Below are 17,428 nucleotides of genomic sequence, written 5' to 3'. Positions count from 1 at the left end.
GCGGCTTTGTTCCCGGCGGGGGAGGAAGCCCGGATGAAGCGTCGTGAATTTCTGGTCGGGGCCGCGATGCTGGCCGGCACGATGGCCCGGAGCCGCGCCAGCGGCGTCCCCGCCCCCTCCACAGACGGGCTGCGACGCATCACGGCGTTCTTCGAAAACGAGGTGACCACCGGCCGATTGCCGGGAGCGATCGTCCTGATCCAGCAGCACGGCAAGCCGGTCTATTTCAAGATGTTCGGCGTGCGCGACGTCAGGACACGGCTCTCCATGACGCCGGACACGATCTTCGCCATCCATTCCATGACCAAGCCGATCACCAGCGTGCTTGCAATGATGCTGATCGACGAGGGCAAGCTCGCGCTCACCGATCCCGTGTCGAAATACATCCCCCTGTTCGCGGGCACGAAGGTGGGACTCGAGGTCACCAAGCCCGACGGCTCGCTGGCGCTCGACCTGGTGCCGCCGATCCACCCGGTGACGATCCGGGACCTGATGCGGCACACCTCGGGCATCAGCTACGATTATATCGGCGGCAAATGGGTCGAGCTCGCCTACAAGGCGGCCAACATCTTCGAGGGCCCCTTCAACAACAGGGAATTCGCCGAGCGCATCGCCAAGCTGCCGCTGGCGCGCCAGCCGGGAACGCTGTGGCGCTACGGTCATTCCACCGACGTGCTCGGCAGCGTCATCGAAATCATCACCAGGCAGACCCTGTACGACGCCCTGAAGCAGCGCATCTTCGATCCGCTCGGCATGACCAGCACCAAATTCGTGCTGACGACGCCTGACGAGCTCGAACACATGGCGCGGCCGTTGCCGACCGACCAGATCCTGCTCGATGCCGAGCGCGAGCGTCTCGACCATCCGGAATGGCAATCCGGCGGCGGCGGTCTGCTTTCGACCGTCACCGACTATCTGCGCTTCTCGCAAATGCTGCTCAACGGCGGCGAGTTCGATGGCAAGCGCTATCTCAGCCCGGCCGCCTTCAAGGACATGACCACCGACCAGATAGGCCCAGGCTCCGGCGTCGGCCGCGACTATTTCTATTTCCCTGGTGACGGCTTTGGTTATGGCTATGGTCTCGCTGTGCGCACCGATCCCGGCAACGCAAAGCCGCCGCCGCCGGGATCGATCGGTGAATTGAAATGGGACAGTGGCAGCGGCACCTATTTCGGCGTCGATCCCAAGCTCGACATGGTCTACGTGCTGATGCAGCAGACCCAGAACGAGCGCGGCCGCATCACGCCGGCGTTCAAGGCGCTGGTCTACGACTGCTACCCCGAAGAGCTACGCCGCCCGTGATGCGTGCTGGCCGAAATCAGCCAGCAGCTTTCCGATCTCAGCCGCCGGCCGCGCCGCGCTGAACAGAAAGCCCTGTACCTCGTTGCAGCCTTCGGCCCGCAGCCAGTCCAGCTGATCCTTGGTTTCGACGCCCTCCGCGGTCGTGGTGATGTTGAGGCTGCGCCCAAGCCCGGAGATCGCGCGCACGATCGCGACGCAGTCGGGACGTTGCGCCAGATCCTTCACGAAGGAGCGGTCGATCTTGATCTTGTCGAACGGGAAGCTGCGGAGATAGCTGAGGCTGGAATAGCCGGTGCCGAAATCATCCATGGAAATGCTGACACCGAGCTCGCGCAATTGATGCAGCGTGGCGAGATTGGCGTCGGTCTCGGCGAGGAAGATCGACTCGGTGATCTCCAGCTCGAGCCGCTTCGGCGACAAGCCGGATTGCGCCAGCGCCGAGATCACCACCTGAACCAGGTTGCGGCTGCGGAATTGCGCCGGCGACAGATTGACCGCGACCTTGACCTCAACAGGCCACTTCACCGCTTCGGCACAGGCCTCGCGTAGCACCCACTCGCCGAGCTGGGTGATCAGGCCGATGTCCTCCGCGACCGGAATGAACTCCGCCGGCGAGATCATTCCCTTATCGGGATGATGCCAGCGCAGCAGCGACTCGAAGCCGGAGATGCGGTCAGAGGCGATCGAGACCAGCGGCTGGTAGTGCAGCTCGAACTCGCCATTGGCAAACGCGCGGCGCAGATCGAGCTCCATGTCGCGGCGCTTCTGCGCCTGGAGATCCATCTCGCGCTCGAAGAAATGGTGCACGCCGCCACCGTCGGACTTCGCCCGGTACAGCGCCATGTCGGCGTTGCGCATCAACTCCTCCGACGTTACGCCGTCGCCCGGCGACAGTGCGATGCCGATGCTGGCGCCGATCACCATCTCCTGGCCGTCGATGTCGTAGGGCGCCTTCAGCATGTCGATCAGCAAGGTCGCACAGGCGCTGGCTTCGTTCGGCGAAACGTCCACCGCAAGGATCACGGCGAACTCGTCACCGCCAAGCCTTGCTGCGAGATTGGCGCCGCGGACCGCATTGGTCAGGCGTTCGGCTACCTCCTTGAGCAGGCGGTCGCCCGCCGGATGCCCGAAGGAATCGTTGATGTTCTTGAACAGGTCGAGGTCGATATAGAGCACGCCGACGCGCTTGCCGACGGCCTGGTCGAGCGCCTGCTTCAGGCGCTCCTGAAAATATTCGCGGTTCGGGAGATCGGTGAGCCCGTCATGATGGGCCATGTGCGCGATCCGCGCCTCGGCCTTGCGCCGCTCGGTGATGTCGACGACCGCGACCAGATAGCCGTCGCGATCGTCGAAGGCGACGCGGCGGCCGAAGGTCAGCACCTCGATCTCGCTGCCGTCGGCGCGCAGATGGCGCCAGTTGCGCGAAGAATGATAGGTGTCGCCGATGCGCCCGAGCGCCTCGGCGTGGCTGTCCCATTCGTCCTCGGGCCAGATCTCGTGCAGCTTCATGCGCAGGAACGCGGTGCGGCTGTAGCCGTAATGCTGGACCGCGGCGTCGTTGACGCCAAGGAACTGCTTGGTGTCGGCGTCGAACACCCACATCGGCATCGGGTTGTTGTCGAACAGCAGGCGGAACGAGGCGTCGCGGCGCTTCAGCGCAGTGACATCCGAGATCGTCAGCGAGACCACGTCGGCGAAGGCGGTGGCGCTGAGCCGGAGATAACGGCCCTCGTGCTCGATCTCGAGCTGCTCGCCGCGGCCGCCGGAGACGGCCTTGAGCAGAAACGTCATGATCTCGGCCGAGGCCAGCAGCGTGCTGCCCTCACCGATCCGCCGCCACAGCAGACTTCCGCTTGCGACCTTCAGCAGCAGCCTGGCGCTCTTGTTGTGGTGTACGACCTGCAGATCGAACGGCGCGCCGTCGGCGTCGCGCAGGGTCGCCAGCGACACCACCGCATCATCGGTCGACGAGAAGATCGCGTCGAGCAGATTGTATTGCGCGCCGCGTTCGTTGACATAGGCGCCGACCAGCGTCGCGCCCCAGCGCGAGGCCGTCGGCAATGCCAGCACATCGTAGGTCCGGACCATGCCGTCGCGCACGCAATGGGCGCTGGCCTGGTGCGGCTGTCCGTTCCTGAGCGCGCTTGCCACCGCCTCCGACAGCGCGGTGGCGCAATCCGGCGACAGCTCAGCGAGCGGAATGTCCCAGCGCTCCTCGCCGAGCCATTTCTGCACGTAACGACCGCTGCGCGACAGCTCGAGCACATCGTCGCCCTTGAGCAGTGCGATGTGGTCGGCGAGCCGTCCGAGGCTGCCCAGCATCACGTCCTCATAGCGCGGCAGCCGGTCGCCCGGCTTCAACGCGGCACGCCATTTGCGCTGAAGCACCGGGATGTCATCGAACATTTCGGTTGCCGCTTTGCCCGGCATCTTCTTCGCGGCACTCATTGCAGTCCCCAACGCACTTTCACGCCGCATCCAATGCAACCCCGCTTAATGGCTTGTAAAAAGCGCGCGGATGCAGGTTCCATTCGGCGATTATGACAGTTTTAAGTCGGGCGATGGTTAGTGGGTATTAGAGACTATGACGGTCGTGTAAAACGCGATGTGTCGCTACGTCGTCATTGCGAGCGCAGCGAAGCAATCCAGAAATGTATCTGCGGCAAGACTCTGGATTGCCTCGCTGCGCTCGCAATGACGGAGGGTGGAGTAGCGGCATCCACGTCTCTCGTGTCCCGGACGCGCTGCAGCGTTCGTACGCTGCTGCGCAGAGCCGGGACCCAGCAGGCCGCGTACTCGCTGATGCATGGGCCCCGGCTCTGCAGCGCACCGCTGAAGGAGCGCTGCGCAGCGTCCGGGGCACGAGACCTTTGCTCGACGTTAGACACGCCTTCGCATCCTCGCGGCTCATTTCGCCCGAGCTTTGCTTCGTCGCCTTGCCCTCAATTGAAAGAGGGCGCAGGGAAGACCGAGTGCCGGCTGGCACCCGCGGTCCACTGTGCGATGATTGCGCTATAAAAATCTGCACAGCGGCATACAGGTGAAGCCAAACATCCGGCCTTCCCTGCGCAGTGGCTTTACGGCTTATGTCGTGCTCTCCCCGGGGAGCGATGCACTATTGCCCCCGTCGCCTCGCGGATGACTGATGTGAGGGCCCGGTTGGGCCACACGCATCACCGCGAGCCTTGGCGCAACAGACTCCGGGCGCCAGGACCACACGATTTTGCCGTACGCGGATCACACCGGTCGTATGCGCGAGGCCTTCGCTCACGGTTGCCCGCCCTGCAAAACCCTTCGCGCCGACGTGACCCACGTCCACCGCCATCCGACCCGCGTTCGTGACGATCGCGATACGCCCCTCTTCCTTGGGCCGGGTTGCACGACACATACGCCGTTTCCGAATTTCGGTAAAGTGGCATATTTTTGACGGTGCGGATTGACCGAGGGTTTGGGTGTTTTGCCCGTCGGGCAACGCAAGGGATTGTCGCCGGATCGCCCTGCCAACCGCTCGATCACCGGATCCGGCAATGCGCGCAGCCGCGCCAAACGCCTGCCGAGCGCCGCTAATCCTCGCTCGCAGCCGCGGAGCGGTTATGCAAATAAGCCTGCGACAACAGGAAGAACAGCGCGCGCTCGCCATAATATTTGGCGGACGGCCGCGTGCGCTCGAAGCCATCGGCGAATATCTTGCCGGACTGGTCGCAGACCTGCCACCGCCAACCGAACCGCTTGCGCCTGGTGAGGATCACTTCGAACATGCCGACGCGCTTGGTCCCCTGCTCCTTGCCGGTGCTGGCATACAAGCCTGCCCCGGCCTCCCCCTTTTGACGGATAGCCGACATATAACCCAGCAGGATGGAAAGCGAATGAAATTGATTATCGGAAATACGTATCTTGCACCGTTATGACGAAGTCGCACCGAGCCCGGAATAAGCCGATGCCGCCGGTGTTTTCTTATCCCTCCGCGGCGGAGCTTGGGTACGCTTGCAGCGATACACAGGACGGAAATGCCCGGTAAGCGGACGCTCACCGGGCGACCAGCGCCTGATTGGCTTTGCGTGCGCTCGATGAGAAGCGCGGTACGATGTTGCGGAAAATCGCTAAGCGGGGCGAGGCGAAAGATCAGCGCGCGACGACTTCGACCTCGCCGTCGACGCCGTTGACGACGTTAAAACCGCGCTCGTAGACCTTGCCTTCGTTCTTGGCGATGGCGCGGTATTCGCCTTCGGAGAGCACGACGCGGGGGAAGGCGCCGATCGATTCCTTGATGACGTCGCCGCCGGGCGTCAGCACCGACCAGGCGGTATTGGCGAGCGCCTCGCCGCCCTTGTCGCTGACGAGCTTGAGCGTGATCACGGCGGCGCGGTGGGTGATGGTGACGTCGGTGAGCTTGCCGGCCTGGACGCGGATGTCCGAGCGCACCACCGAGTTGGCGTCGCCGTAATTGGAGATGATGTAGTAGGTGCCTTCCGGCAGCAGCACGACGTCGCCGGCGGCGACGTTCGGCACCAGCGAGGCGCGCTCGCCGGATTCGAACTGGCTGCCCTTGTAGATCGCGAACGAGATCTGGTTCAGCGGAATCCGGCTGGTGCCGACGCGACCCTCGATGCGGAGGCCGCCGGCTGGCAGCACGAAGGATTCGCGATCGGTCTCGGCCTTCAGGCTGACGGTACGCACCGCGCTGACGAGGCCGAAGGCGACGTGCACGACGTAATTGCCCGGCGGCAGCACGATGTTGGGCGTCGGGTTGCGATCCTCGCGGATCAGCTTGAAGGTGCCGTTCTCGTCGGGCCGGTCGGCAAACACCCGCCACACCAGGCCACTGGTGATCGCTGGCGTGTCCTTGCCGTATTTGGCACTCAGCGACAGCACAGCCTGCCCGGGCGCGGCCGCATTGAGCGGGGCGGCCGGCGGCACCGTCGTCACCGCAGGCGGCGGCATGCTCGGCGTATTCGGCTGCGTCAGAGTCGGCGGCAGGCTCAGAGGGCCGGCGCCCGGACCGGAGGGCGGCGCCAGGCTGACGGCGCCGCCGGGATCGGGCACCGAAGCCGGGGGCACCGGCGGCGGCCGGTCCGAGAAAAGCTGGGCCTGCGCGGCATTCTGCCCGAGGAAACCGAGGCACGCAGCAAGAACAAGCGCCGGCAGCAGCCTGCCGCCGCGCCGCCATCCGATGATGCCGTCACCCCCGAGAGTCATGTCTCCTGCTTTTCACCGAAAACGCGGCAAATTCAAGCCTCTGAAATCCCATGAAATACAGGTTCTTTGGAACCCGGCTGACGCCTGCGTGATTAGATCAATGGCAATCGGCCTCCGCCACACTCCTGCCCCCAGCGTCCCTAACGCTATAAACCAAGCTTTGCCCTCTTTCTGGCGGAGCGGAAGCGCGGCGCCTACTCTGGAGTGAGGACGGCCCGGAATAGGAGAGTTTCGGTGCTGGACATCTTGAGAGGTCGGAGCGTGAACGGAGCAAATGGCGAGAAGGTCGGCCTCGGCAGCATTCGCAAGCCGGTCATCGGCCTCGCACTCGGAGGCGGCGCGGCGCGCGGCTTTGCCCATATCGGTATCATAAGGACGCTGCTGGCCAACGGCATCGTGCCCGATGTCGTGGTCGGCACCTCGATCGGCGCCGCGGTCGGCGGCGCTTACGCGGCCGGCCGGCTCGACGCTTTGGAAGACTGGGCGCGCAGCCTGCAGGGCGTGCGCAACATTCTCGGCTATCTCGACATTCGCCTCGACGGCTCGGGCCTGATCGGCGGCCAGAAGCTCGCAAGCCGGCTGGCGGACGCGGTCGGCCAGACCATGATCGAGGACCTCCCGATGAAGTATGCCTCGGTCGCGACCGAGGTCCGCACCGGCCACGAGATCTGGCTGACGCGCGGGCGCCTGGTCGAGGCGATGCGCGCCTCCTATGCGCTGCCCGGCATCTTCTCGCCCGTGATGATCGGCGACCGCTGGCTGGTCGACGGCGCGCTGGTGAATCCGGTGCCGGTTTCGGCTGCACGGGCGCTCGGTGCCGAAATCGTCATCGCGGTCAATCTGTCCACCGACATCTTCACGCATTCGACGACGATCTATCAGCACGGCGCGATGCCCGCGCCGGTTGCTCCAGTCACTGAGGAAATTCCGGCCAAGCGGCGCTTTCCGCGCATCTTCTCGCCGGAGAGAACCGTCAAGCGCGAGTTTTTCGGCAGTGCCGGTCGTCCCGGCATCTCCTCGGTGATGGTGGATGCCTTCAACATCATGCAGGACCGCATCACCCGCGCGCGGCTCGCCGGCGATCCGCCAGACCTGCTGATCACGCCTCGGGTCGGCCAGTACGGCTGGTTCGATTTCCATCGTGCCGAGGAGCTGATCGCGCACGGCACCCGCGCCGCCGAACGCGCGCTGGAGTCGATCCAGGAGACGATCGACGTGCTGGCGCCGGCGCCCGAAGGTGCCGCGCCCAAGGCGGCGGAGTAAGCCCGGCGAGTAAGGCGGCTCAGGCCGTCTTGATGTAGTCGCGCAGGGCTTCCTGCTCGGACTCGTATTCCTCGACCCGGCGCTTGACGATGTCGCCGATCGAGATCAGCCCGACCACCTTGTTGTTGTCCAGCACCGGGAGGTGGCGGAACTTGCCGGTGGTCATCATCTCCATGAGCTCGGCGACCGTGTCGGTCTCCTTGCACGCGACGACCTTGCGGGTCATGACCTGGCTCACCGGCTCTTCCAGCACGCCCGCACCGCGCTCACCGAGCACGCGCACGATGTCGCGCTCCGACAGGATGCCCTCGAGCCGGCTCTGGTTCATCACCAGCACCGCACCGATCTTTTTTTCGGCGAGCAGCTTGACCGCGGCAGCCAGTTTTGCGTCGGGCTCGACGCTCACGATCTGGTGGCCCTTGGTATTGAGAATAGTACGTACCGTCATTGTCGCCTCCCTGAATCGGATCCGTCCGCTTGGTGCGGTCCGGACTTGATCGTGAGTCTTCGACTAACAGTTTCAGCGCCGGCTTCACGTTCAGGCGCTTCGCGAAGCATCGCCTCTACGGGCTTGTCGCTTCGGAACATTCTTCCCGGGAATGATGGATGAATTCGGGCCGCGCCGCAAGCGCCGCTTCAAATACCGCTTGAAATGTCCTGTGACGACGCATCCGCAGCATCATCTTTTCGCACGCGCGGCACGGGATCGAACAGCGCGAACAGCAACAGCCCCGCGAAGAAGCCGCCGATATGCGCCTCCCAGGCGACGCCCGCGCTGTCGCTTTCGACGCCAATGGCGCCGACGCCGAAGACGATGTTGAGGGCGAACCACACTCCCAGGAAGCCGACGATGCGCCGGTCCCGCAGGGCCTGCAACAACGGCAGCGCCGGAACCTTTGCGGCGCTATCGGCATCCGAACGGCTGAACGACAGGAAGCTGCCCCGCACGAAGGCGAACCGGATCGCGGCCGCCATCGCGCCCGACACCGAGGCCGAGGCGCCGATCATCGGCACCACCGCGTGCTCATGGGTGACGAGATGGGCGAGCGCACCGGCGGCGGCCGTCACCGCCAGGAACACAAAGAAGCGCACCGCGCCGAAGCGCCGCGCCAGCGCGCTGCCGAACGGCAGCAGCCACAGCACGTTGAAGGCGAGATGGGTGAGATTGGCGTGCAGCAGCGAATAGGTGAAGAAGGTCCAGACCTTGGCACCCGCGCCGCCCTCGAATTGCAAATTGACCAGCGAGGAATCGTAGCGCTTCGGGATGAAGCCGAAGACGTCGATGGTCCAGTTCTCCAGCTCCGGCGGCAACAGCACCCGCAGATGGATAGCCGCCAGCAGGACGACATAGGCCGTCAGCGCCAGTGGCAGCGTCAGGATCGGCTCGCGCGGGGCCTCTTCGACGACGACCGGTTGGTCTGACGGTGGTGACGGGGAATCCAAGGCGGTTTCGCTTTCAGGCGCGATCGAAGCAACAGGCTTGGAGATAGTCGCCTTTACCGGGCTTGCGCAAGTGCACAAAAGGAAAAGGGAGAGCCCTGGGAAAGCCCTCCCCATCCGTGTCGATCTTGCCGGCCCCTAAAGCGCGTCACCGCACTTTAGGTTGTTGTTTGGGCATGATCTTGCCGGAAAACCGCTACGCACTTTTCCGGATCATGCCGCAGAGGAACAAGGAGTATCCCCACCCCTCCCCGCGGCCAGTGACCAAACTGCTTGACGCCCGTGTACAGACCTCGCCGAGAACCTGGAAGAAAGCGACGAGGCTTGCGACCGCGATCACCTTAGCAGCCGCGGGACGAACGCAAAGCGCATAGTTAATTTAACGTTAACGACGCAAAGGCGGCCCGCGCGAGGCCAAAAACGCCCCCGCGGCATGGACGCTGCAATTCCCCTCCTGCACAACAACACAGGGATCTCAGGTGCACTGAAGCGGGACAGGTTTGTCCCATGAGGTTGCGCCGAGGGGTAAGCGTCAGTCATGAAACATCCGTCGAACCGCGCGTTCTTTGCGTATTGGGACAAGAAGCGCGGCAGCGCGCGAGCCCCTGATCGGGCCGATATCGACCCGGCCGCCGTGCGCGAGCTGCTCGGCGACATCTTCGTCCTGTCCTGCGAGCCGAAGCTCGGCTTTCCGTTCCGCGTCGCCGGCACCCGCGTCTGCGCGCTCGCAGGCCTCGATCTCAAGGACCAGAGCTTCGCCGCGCTGTTCACGGAAGGCTGCCGCAGCGAGATCGAGGAAATCGCGACCATCGTCGCCGACGAGACGCTCGGCGCCATTGCCGGCATCACGGCCACGCGCGAGGACGGTAGCAAGGCCCATCTCGAGCTGCTGCTGCTGCCCTTCAACGCTCGCCCGCACACGCCGGTCAGCGTCACCGGCGTGCTTGCGCCGTTTGACGACGAATGCGGCGCGCTTTCCGCCTTCACCGTCACCTCGTGGCGCTATCTGCACCAGCCGGAGAAATTGCTGCCGCGCGCGATCCGCAAATTGCAGGTCGCACGCGGGCTGATAGTGTATGAGGGGCTTCGTTAGGGGCGCTTACGCTCCGTCATTGGAACCTTACCGGCTGAACCACGTTTGTCCGTTTGCCGTGCCAAGCGAGTTCGCGGTAACGCGGCTCGGCCGGTGACGATGCGTTTGCTCGCCGTCGAGCGTCCGTCGAGGGGCGATTCCCGTGATGGAGCACGCGACCAGAGTTGGTAATCGCCTGCTAGCTGCGTTACCGTCGGCCGACTTCGCTTTGCTTGCACCGCATTTGCGAAAAGTACCGATCGAGCACGACGCAGTCCTCGTTCGATCGGCCGACCGGATCGAACACCTCTACTTCCCCTGTAGCGGCGCAATTGCCCTCATCATGGAGTTGCCGAACGGACAGACGGCCGCAACCGCGGTGATCGGCAACGACGGCGTCATCGGACTCATGACGGCGCTCGGTCCGGTCCGATCCCCCCTGACGGCGGTTGTCCGCGTGGCCGGGACCGCACTACAAATCTCGCCCGCGCGATTCCAAGCAGCGCTCGAACGCAGTCCGGCCATTGCAAGCGCGGTTCAGATTGTCACCAGGGCGATGATGACGCAATTCCTGCACGTCGCGGCCTGCAACGCGCTGCATTCCGTCGAAGCGCGCCTCGCTCGCTGGCTGCTTCACATTCACGACCGGACGGGCGGCGGTGACGTGCTGCCCTTGACCCAGGAGACGCTGTCGGAATTGCTCGGCGTTCGGCGCCCCACGGTCACGCGCGTCGTGAGCGCACTTCGAACATCAAGGGCCATCAAATCCAATCGGCGCGGTCAGCTCGAAATCGACAAGCGACGGCTCGAGATCGTCGCTTGCGAATGCTACAAGGTGATGAGCCGCAGGATCGATCGGATCGTGTCGCAGGATGCGTCAAGGCTCCTTCACGCCGCGCCGGCGCGGTATGGCTGCCCGCCCCCGGACCTCCCGTTCGCCAAGGCCGATTCATAGACCCATGCCTCTCGGGCGAACCACTCGTGCGTCGCCGCGCACATCCGGCAATAGGTGCGCGAAAAGAACACCGTACTGGAGCGAAATCTTTCGCCATCCATCTCGATGCCTGTCGGAATTGCGCTGCCCGTTTCCGGGCATTTGATCATCACCATACCCATCTTGGCTTCCCTCTAGCTCGGCATCACCTCGCGGCAAGGCTGACCGTCCTCGGCTGGACGGCGCCTCTTCTCGCGAAGACGCTCGTCCAGCCGATCCACGTGGCCGGTCGCTTCGATTCAAGCAGCCCTGTGCAGAACCCGGTTGAAGCTGTTCTTGATCGGCTCGGCCGTCTCGGTCGCGACCTTCTGGGCCAGATCCCAAAGCTCCCGATTTTGGGCGGAAGCCGCTTCAAAGGTCTTGCGACCGTGGGCGGTGGAGAGACTGACGAGGTCCGCAAACGACCTCGCATCCGCAAGCTGGGAGAAAAATTCCAGCACGGAGCTGGTATTGGCATTGGATATCTCGATGACCTTGGTGCCGTAATCGGCGGCACGCCTGGCATTGGTCGAACAGGCGTCGCAAAGGGCCGCGGTGATCTGCTCGGAAGTCGTCTTCATCTGCTCGAAATTTGCCTTGGCCCGTGTTGCCGCCGGCGCGGTGAGATCGCCGAGCATCGCCTGGATGTTGAAAAACGGCATGTCGAACTTGAGGTCTGTAGTTCCGTTCGCCGTCCCATTCAGCGGGGCGGCATTCGTTTCGGCTTTCACATTGACATCACTCACGGGCTTTCATCCTTTCAAGCGAAACCAGATAATGGATTGAAGACTCCCCGACGCGTCCAGATGCGTACAGCACCGGGACATCAGTGCCCCTGCTTTCACGATGGTGGGTTGCTGCTGCGGACATGCCGCTCTCGCCCCCGCCGGAGCCAACTATGACCGACGAAAGTCGATGCTTCGGTTCGCTTTCTGACTCTCAATTCGAAATAATTCGATTAGTGCGACGCGGCGGCGCAGAGCGAATCCTGCGTCTCTAAAGTTGCTACAATTTTGCGCACCAACTTGAGATCAGTGCCGGCAAACTATCGAGCTATCGAGAGGCGTCGATCCCGAGAGCCGCTTGAGCCTGCCGGAACGTTCTACCGCTAGCGCAACCGGCCGGAGTTGCACGGCACCCGCGCATACGACGATGCTTCTCGCGTTTCGGCCAGCCCTCGCCGTCTAGGTGGCGACGGAAGCGCACTCGCTCACGGCATTGCCAGATGCCAAGCCCCGTTCAGGAAACCATCGCCGGTGACGTCGCCGGGCTTGGTGTCCTTGGCGAAAGTGTAGAGCGGCTTGCCGTTATGGGCCCACTGCTTGGAGCCGTCGTCGCGCGTGATGATGGTGTAGCCGTCACCGGCTGCATCGCTGGCCTCGGCTTTCAGCGCCGGCCAGTTTGTCGCACACGGTCCATTGCAGGCCGACTTGCCTTCCATGTCCTTGTCGAAGGTGTAGAGCGACATGCCCTTGGCGTCGGTGAGCACGTTGCCCTTGTCGGTCTTGCCGGTCTTGGCCGGCGGCGCCGCGAAGGCAGCCGAGGTCATCGCGAGCGACGCGAGGAGCGTGAGCGCGAGGCGGATCGAAGATGTCGTCATGGTGTCCTCCTGTCATGCAATTGGTTCGCATGGGTAGGACGCCGCACCGCGTGCGGTATTCCTCACAATGGCGCAAAGATATTTTTGGCTGCGCACATCGGCGCGGCGGAATAAACTGCGATGGTTGATACGGAACAATCGGGATGAGCAAGCCGCATTGGCGCCGCGCGCACGCCGAAGACCTCGCCGCGATCAGCGCGATCGCGGCACGAATCCATCCTGATCTCCCCGAGCGCCCGGAAGTATTCGCGGAAAAGATGCGGCTCTATCCGGACGGCTGTTGCGTGCTCGCTGCAGGCAACGAGATCGCAGGCTACGGCCTCGCGCATCCCTGGATTCAGCAACAGATTCCGCCGCTCGACGGGTTCCTCGACCGGTTGCCCGATGCTGCAGACTGTCTCTATGTGCACGATGTCGCGGTGCCGCCCGATTTCCGCGGCGGCGTGGCGCGCGCTTATCTCGCAGAGATCGAAGAGCTGGCGCGATCGTCAGGCATCACAACGCTTGCGCTGGTCTCGGTCTACGGCACGCAACCACTGTGGGAGCGTCTCGGTTTCCAGGGCGTTGCACCGGATGCGGCGCTGCGCGACAAACTCTCGTCCTATGGCGCGAGCGCGACCTACATGCTGCGCGGGCTCACCCGATAGCCCCCTTCCCCGTGCGTGACGGTGCCGGGGTTCAGCCGCGGTGCTTCTTCTTGGCCTTCTTGCCCGGCGCACCCTTCGCTGGCCACGGCGCGACCGAAGGCTCTGCATGGCCAGGCTTGCTCTTGTGCTTCTTTTTCTTTCCGAAAGAAGGAGCATCCTCGAATTTCGGCCCGCGCTCGCCGTGTGATTTTCCGGCTGGCTTAAAGCCACCGGCGTCGCGCGCGCGATCGTCGCGGCGTTCGCGATGATCGCTGTCTCGGGTCTCGCGCCTGGGCGCTTCGAACCGCTCTTCGGGAGCCGCCTTTGCTTGCGGCGCACCCGTCATCGGCTCGAGGCGGATATTGTCTTCCTTGTCCGGACGCTTGATCTTGGCAGCGAAGGATTCCGCAACCCGCTCGGTAATCTCGAACTCGGTCGTGGTGTCCATGATCTTGATGGCGCCGATGTCGCCCTTGTCGATGCCGCCGCGACGGCAAATCATCGGCAAGAGCCAGCGCGCTTCCGCGTTCTTTCTTCGTCCGATGTTGGCCCGGAACCATACGGTCGCCTCTGTCATGCCGTGCTTCGGCGACGATTTCCCCGATTTGGGGCGGGGCCTCTCGGAGCGGTCATCGCCGCGCGGCTTTCGATCGTCGCGCGGCGTGCGATCGCGCGATGTCCGATCGTCGCGGCCGCGATCGTCGCGCGGCCGGCCACGCGCCTCGCCGGGATCGAGAATGTCTTCAGGTGACGGCAGCCGCGCCCGATAGAGCCGCGCGAGTGCTGCGGCGATGTCCTCGGCCGACCGCTCGGCCAGCAAGGCCTTTGCCAGCTCAAGATCGTCGGCGGTCGTCTCCTCGGTGAACAACACGTCCTTCATGCGCTCGTGATCGAGCTTGCGAATCTCATCTCCCTGCGGCGCCGTGCCCCAGTTCGCCTCGATGCCGGACAGATTGAGAAGCACCTCCGCACGCCGCCGTCGTATCGGCGGCACCAGCAGAACGCTGACGCCCTTCCGGCCCGCACGCCCGGTGCGGCCTGAGCGATGTTGCATGACCTCCGCGTCATTGGGCAGATCGGCGTGAATGACGAGATCAAGGCTCGGCAGGTCAATGCCCCGCGCCGCCACGTCGGTCGCGACGCAAATTCGGGCGCGCCCGTCGCGGAGCGACTGGAGCGCCAGGGTACGCTCGTTCTGCGTCAATTCACCGGAGAGAGCGACCACGGAAAAACCGCGCTCCAGCAGCACCGCCTGCAAATGCCTGACCGCATCGCGTGTGTTGCAGAACACCAGCGCGCTCGGCGACTCGTAGAAGCGCAGCACGTTGACGACCGCATGCTCGACATCGCCGGGAGCGACCCGGATGGCGCGGTACTCGATATCGGCGTGACCGCCCTCGTCGCCGGCGACCTCGATCCGGAACGCCTGCTGCTGATACTGCTTCGCCAGCGCCACGATGCCGCGCGGAAACGTCGCCGAGAACAACAAGGTGCGGCGCGTGTCCGGGGTGGTCTTGAGGATGAACTCCATGTCCTCGCGAAAGCCGAGATTGAGCATCTCGTCGGCCTCGTCGAGCACGACGACCTTCAATTCCGAAATGTCGAGACGGTTGCGCCGCAAATGATCGCACAGGCGGCCGGGCGTGCCGACGACGATATGGGCGCCCGCGGCCAGCTCGCGCTGCTCGCGGCGCGGGTCCATGCCGCCGACGCAGGAGACGACGCGCGCCCGCGCATGCTCGTAGAGCCATGTCAGCTCGCGCTGGACCTGCAAGGCGAGCTCGCGGGTCGGCGCGACGATGAGGGCCAGAGGGGCTGCGGCCTGCGCGAACCGCTCGGCACCATCGAGCAGATCCTTGGCCATAGCCAAACCATACGCGACGGTCTTGCCCGAGCCGGTCTGAGCCGACACCAGAAGGTCGCGGTCGACGGCATCCTCGCCGAGCACGGCGAGCTGAACCGGGGTCGGTGAATCGTAATTGCGCTCAGCCAAGGCACGGGCGAGCGGCGCAGTCAGGGCCGGAAAAGACACGGGAGGGAAAACCTTGGTTGGTCCGGGGCGCGGAACGGAAAGCCGGGGCGCCTGACGCTGCAGTCACTGCAGAAGGCCCGGTCACACCCACGATGATTTTGATTTGGACGCTCTTTACGCCAGAAGCAGCCAAATCACCATGGCTTTGATGCATGGCATTGACGACAGGGTGAACAAGGCCGGGATGCTCAGCCCCGGCGCTTTTGGCGCGCTTTGACGCCACCAGCGCGCTTTTGGGCCGGAACGGCGGACTTTTGCGGCCATCTCGCCAAAATTGTACACCGGACACCGGCGACAAGGCCACCGCCGCAGCGCGCAAGCCCGCATAGAGGGTGCGGTTCTAATCCCTTGACGTCACGAGCCTGCTGAAGCTGCCCGCGAGCCTTGTTCTGAGCCGCACGACATAGTCTTTCGCGGCGCGGCTCAAGGCGCGGATGGCGCGCCAGGCTTCGGTGGCCTGCAGCCATGTCTTCATCTCGGTGAACTTCCCGTACACCCAGGCGAATGCCGGAATCCGCATCAGCTTGTCACGGGTGAGGTGGAACAGGCGCTCGACCAGCACGAGCTTGAGCAGCTCGCAACCGACAAATGCCGACACACCGCTGAGAAACTGACCGGTCGCGACAAGGTATGCGGCCACCGGCTTGATCGGCTCCAGGATGATAACAGGCACGGAAAACAGCGCGAGCGACGGATAAGGCGGCAGCGATTTGATCCAGGCACGCAGCCGCTTGAATTCGAAATGCCGCGCCAGCCAGCCTGAGATCGGCCGCGCCACCGCCATGAACACCGCATCCACCAGGAAGTAGATGGCAGCCAGGATGTAGGTGACGGGTTTCAGGATTCGCTTCACGATAACTCTCCCGTCAATTGAAAGCCGGAACCTTGGCCTTAGTTTCACCGTGACGTGAATAAGTCGCGGATTCCCTGAGGAACTTTTTGGGCATTCGGTCCCGTCCATCTCAGATCTCGGCATAAATCTCCAGAAGATTGCCGTCGGGATCCCGGAAGAACAGCGTCCGGTGCCCGAGCGGCTGGTTCGTCGGTGGCGACAGCAGCGCCACGCCCTGCCGCACGAGCTCGTCAGCGCACGCATCGACCTCGGCTGCGGAGACCCTGAAGGCCAGTTGCAGCGAGGCGCTGCCCGTCGGCGTCGGCGGATCAGCCGCGGTCCGGCTTGGTCGCGCCAATGCGAGCGTGTTGCTACCGAGGCCATACTCGATCCAGTTCGGCGACAACTCGCGCAGCAGGGACAAGGCGAGCACGCCCTCATAGAAGCGCCGCATCGCCGCCATGTCGCGCACGAAGATGACGGTGTAGTCGATCGCGCGGATGGCGCTGAAGGGCGAGCGGGTGCGGCTTGGTTCGTTGGTTGGTTCGTTGCTCATCGTAGCCATTCCAAACTCCGGCTCGTAGCCCGTATGGAGCGAAGCGGAATGCGGGTCCGGCGGCCCCGGATTACGCTGCGCTCCATCGAGCCAGAAGGTTCGCCAGATCTATCGTAACAAACCGCCACTATACCGCAGCTCGTAGAGCGATGCGCCATCATGCCGTGCAATCGTCTCGATGCCGTGGAAGCGATCGAGCCCGCCTTCGACCTTGTTGCGATAGATCATGTCCGCCCGCTCGAACAGGCGCGGTCCCCGAAAGGGCTCTTCGACGCTCACGCCCAACAGCGCCCCGCGCAGGAACTTGTAGATTGCGACAAAGGTGTCTCGATCCGCGATCTCCGCGCGGGCGCCGCCGCTATAACTCAACGACCAGATGACGCGATCGTCCCGCGACACCGTCTCCTGCCCGGCGAAAAATCCCATCCCGAAATAGATATCGCGATAGGCATAAGGCGGCGCGCGGTGCTCGAGCTGTTTTGAGCCGGCGAGCAGCGGCATGGTCACGGTCGCGTCGTCATCGAGGCCGCATAGGT

At 64.0% G+C, this 17,428-nt stretch carries 16 protein-coding genes; 5 read left to right on the top strand and 11 right to left on the bottom strand.

The window, feature by feature from the left end; all coding sequences use genetic code 11:
* Positions 1 to 33 precede the first annotated feature (33 nt).
* Positions 34 to 1,302: a serine hydrolase domain-containing protein gene (locus tag ABIC09_RS09410; protein WP_354109082.1), complete on the top strand. Its 1,269-nt coding sequence runs from the start codon at positions 34 to 36 to the stop codon at positions 1,300 to 1,302.
* On the opposite strand, the gene ABIC09_RS09405 is transcribed toward ABIC09_RS09410, so the two are convergent.
* The 3 genes from ABIC09_RS09405 to ABIC09_RS09395 form a co-directional block, all read right to left on the bottom strand.
* A complete protein-coding gene (locus ABIC09_RS09405) occupies positions 1,288 to 3,750 on the bottom strand; it encodes a putative bifunctional diguanylate cyclase/phosphodiesterase (protein WP_354109081.1) in 2,463 nt (820 codons plus the stop codon). The genes ABIC09_RS09410 and ABIC09_RS09405 overlap by 15 nt on opposite strands.
* 1,115 nt (positions 3,751 to 4,865) lie before the next feature.
* Positions 4,866 to 5,144 (bottom strand): hypothetical protein, encoded by a 279-nt coding sequence (locus tag ABIC09_RS09400; protein ID WP_430640161.1) that lies wholly within the window; start codon positions 5,142 to 5,144, stop codon positions 4,866 to 4,868.
* Positions 5,145 to 5,424: 280 nt separating this feature from the next.
* Positions 5,425 to 6,498 carry an RgsD C-terminal domain-containing protein gene (locus tag ABIC09_RS09395; RefSeq protein ID WP_354109080.1) on the bottom strand — a complete coding sequence of 358 codons (1,074 nt, stop codon included), beginning with the start codon at positions 6,496 to 6,498 and terminating at the stop codon, positions 5,425 to 5,427.
* 234 nt (positions 6,499 to 6,732) lie between these two features.
* Here ABIC09_RS09395 and ABIC09_RS09390 point away from each other — a divergent pair, with 234 nt between their 5' ends.
* Complete coding sequence (locus ABIC09_RS09390) at positions 6,733 to 7,761, top strand: patatin-like phospholipase family protein (RefSeq protein WP_354083804.1); 1,029 nt, start codon at positions 6,733 to 6,735, stop codon at positions 7,759 to 7,761.
* 19 nt (positions 7,762 to 7,780) lie between these two features.
* On the opposite strand, the gene ABIC09_RS09385 is transcribed toward ABIC09_RS09390, so the two are convergent.
* Both ABIC09_RS09385 and ABIC09_RS09380 read right to left on the bottom strand, forming a co-directional pair.
* Positions 7,781 to 8,209 (bottom strand): CBS domain-containing protein, encoded by a 429-nt coding sequence (locus ABIC09_RS09385; RefSeq protein ID WP_148750137.1) that lies wholly within the window; start codon positions 8,207 to 8,209, stop codon positions 7,781 to 7,783.
* Positions 8,210 to 8,397: 188 nt separating this feature from the next.
* A complete protein-coding gene (locus ABIC09_RS09380) occupies positions 8,398 to 9,204 on the bottom strand; it encodes a rhomboid family intramembrane serine protease (protein ID WP_354109079.1) in 807 nt (268 codons plus the stop codon).
* 535 nt (positions 9,205 to 9,739) lie between these two features.
* On the opposite strand from ABIC09_RS09380, the gene ABIC09_RS09375 reads away from it, so the two are divergent.
* Complete coding sequence (locus ABIC09_RS09375) at positions 9,740 to 10,294, top strand: PAS domain-containing protein (protein WP_148752897.1); 555 nt, start codon at positions 9,740 to 9,742, stop codon at positions 10,292 to 10,294.
* A 142-nt stretch (positions 10,295 to 10,436) separates the two neighbouring features.
* Positions 10,437 to 11,228, top strand: coding sequence for a Crp/Fnr family transcriptional regulator (locus ABIC09_RS09370; RefSeq protein ID WP_148752896.1), 792 nt, complete (start codon positions 10,437 to 10,439; stop codon positions 11,226 to 11,228).
* Positions 11,229 to 11,506: 278 nt separating this feature from the next.
* On the opposite strand, the gene ABIC09_RS09365 is transcribed toward ABIC09_RS09370, so the two are convergent.
* Both ABIC09_RS09365 and ABIC09_RS09360 read right to left on the bottom strand, forming a co-directional pair.
* Positions 11,507 to 11,992: a phasin gene (locus tag ABIC09_RS09365; RefSeq protein WP_148752894.1), complete on the bottom strand. Its 486-nt coding sequence runs from the start codon at positions 11,990 to 11,992 to the stop codon at positions 11,507 to 11,509.
* A 464-nt stretch (positions 11,993 to 12,456) separates the two neighbouring features.
* Positions 12,457 to 12,846, bottom strand: a complete 390-nt coding sequence (locus ABIC09_RS09360; RefSeq protein ID WP_187435029.1) for a COG4315 family predicted lipoprotein — start codon at positions 12,844 to 12,846, stop codon at positions 12,457 to 12,459.
* 143 nt (positions 12,847 to 12,989) lie between these two features.
* On the opposite strand from ABIC09_RS09360, the gene ABIC09_RS09355 reads away from it, so the two are divergent.
* The gene (locus ABIC09_RS09355) at positions 12,990 to 13,493 is read left to right on the top strand and encodes a GNAT family N-acetyltransferase (protein ID WP_354109078.1); all 504 of its coding nucleotides are present in this window, start codon (positions 12,990 to 12,992) and stop codon (positions 13,491 to 13,493) included.
* A gap of 31 nt (positions 13,494 to 13,524) precedes the next feature.
* Here the strand turns inward: ABIC09_RS09355 and ABIC09_RS09350 are convergent, their stop codons facing one another.
* The 4 genes from ABIC09_RS09350 to ABIC09_RS09335 form a co-directional block, all read right to left on the bottom strand.
* Positions 13,525 to 15,504: a DEAD/DEAH box helicase gene (locus tag ABIC09_RS09350; protein ID WP_354109077.1), complete on the bottom strand. Its 1,980-nt coding sequence runs from the start codon at positions 15,502 to 15,504 to the stop codon at positions 13,525 to 13,527.
* 340 nt (positions 15,505 to 15,844) lie between these two features.
* Positions 15,845 to 16,357, bottom strand: coding sequence for a hypothetical protein (locus ABIC09_RS09345; protein WP_148752890.1), 513 nt, complete (start codon positions 16,355 to 16,357; stop codon positions 15,845 to 15,847).
* 109 nt (positions 16,358 to 16,466) lie between these two features.
* Complete coding sequence (locus ABIC09_RS09340; protein WP_354109076.1) at positions 16,467 to 16,892, bottom strand: VOC family protein; 426 nt, start codon at positions 16,890 to 16,892, stop codon at positions 16,467 to 16,469.
* A 108-nt stretch (positions 16,893 to 17,000) separates the two neighbouring features.
* Positions 17,001 to 17,393 carry a DUF5680 domain-containing protein gene (locus ABIC09_RS09335; protein ID WP_354109075.1) on the bottom strand — a complete coding sequence of 131 codons (393 nt, stop codon included), beginning with the start codon at positions 17,391 to 17,393 and terminating at the stop codon, positions 17,001 to 17,003.
* Positions 17,394 to 17,428: the final 35 nt, after the last annotated feature.

It is taken from the genome of Bradyrhizobium sp. S3.12.5 (assembly GCF_040548225.1).
Lineage (GTDB): Bacteria > Pseudomonadota > Alphaproteobacteria > Rhizobiales > Xanthobacteraceae > Bradyrhizobium > Bradyrhizobium cytisi.
The sequence above is the reverse complement of the archived record's forward strand: the minus strand, read 5'-3'. Positions and strand labels throughout refer to the sequence as shown.

Bases quoted from the DNA above. Each gene is read 5' to 3' on its own strand.
- ABIC09_RS09335 (WP_354109075.1), bottom strand. From the start codon at position 17,393: ATGCCGCTGCTCGCCGGCTCAAAACAGCTCGAGCACCGCGCGCCGCCT.
- ABIC09_RS09355 (WP_354109078.1), top strand. From the start codon at position 12,990: ATGAGCAAGCCGCATTGGCGCCGCGCGCACGCCGAAGACCTCGCCGCG.
- ABIC09_RS09340 (WP_354109076.1), bottom strand. From the start codon at position 16,892: ATGAGCAACGAACCAACCAACGAACCAAGCCGCACCCGCTCGCCCTTC.
- ABIC09_RS09360 (WP_187435029.1), bottom strand. From the start codon at position 12,846: ATGACGACATCTTCGATCCGCCTCGCGCTCACGCTCCTCGCGTCGCTC.
- ABIC09_RS09385 (WP_148750137.1), bottom strand. From the start codon at position 8,209: ATGACGGTACGTACTATTCTCAATACCAAGGGCCACCAGATCGTGAGC.
- ABIC09_RS09410 (WP_354109082.1), top strand. From the start codon at position 34: ATGAAGCGTCGTGAATTTCTGGTCGGGGCCGCGATGCTGGCCGGCACG.
- ABIC09_RS09375 (WP_148752897.1), top strand. From the start codon at position 9,740: ATGAAACATCCGTCGAACCGCGCGTTCTTTGCGTATTGGGACAAGAAG.
- ABIC09_RS09405 (WP_354109081.1), bottom strand. From the start codon at position 3,750: ATGAGTGCCGCGAAGAAGATGCCGGGCAAAGCGGCAACCGAAATGTTC.
- ABIC09_RS09400 (WP_430640161.1), bottom strand. From the start codon at position 5,144: ATGTCGGCTATCCGTCAAAAGGGGGAGGCCGGGGCAGGCTTGTATGCC.
- ABIC09_RS09395 (WP_354109080.1), bottom strand. From the start codon at position 6,498: ATGACTCTCGGGGGTGACGGCATCATCGGATGGCGGCGCGGCGGCAGG.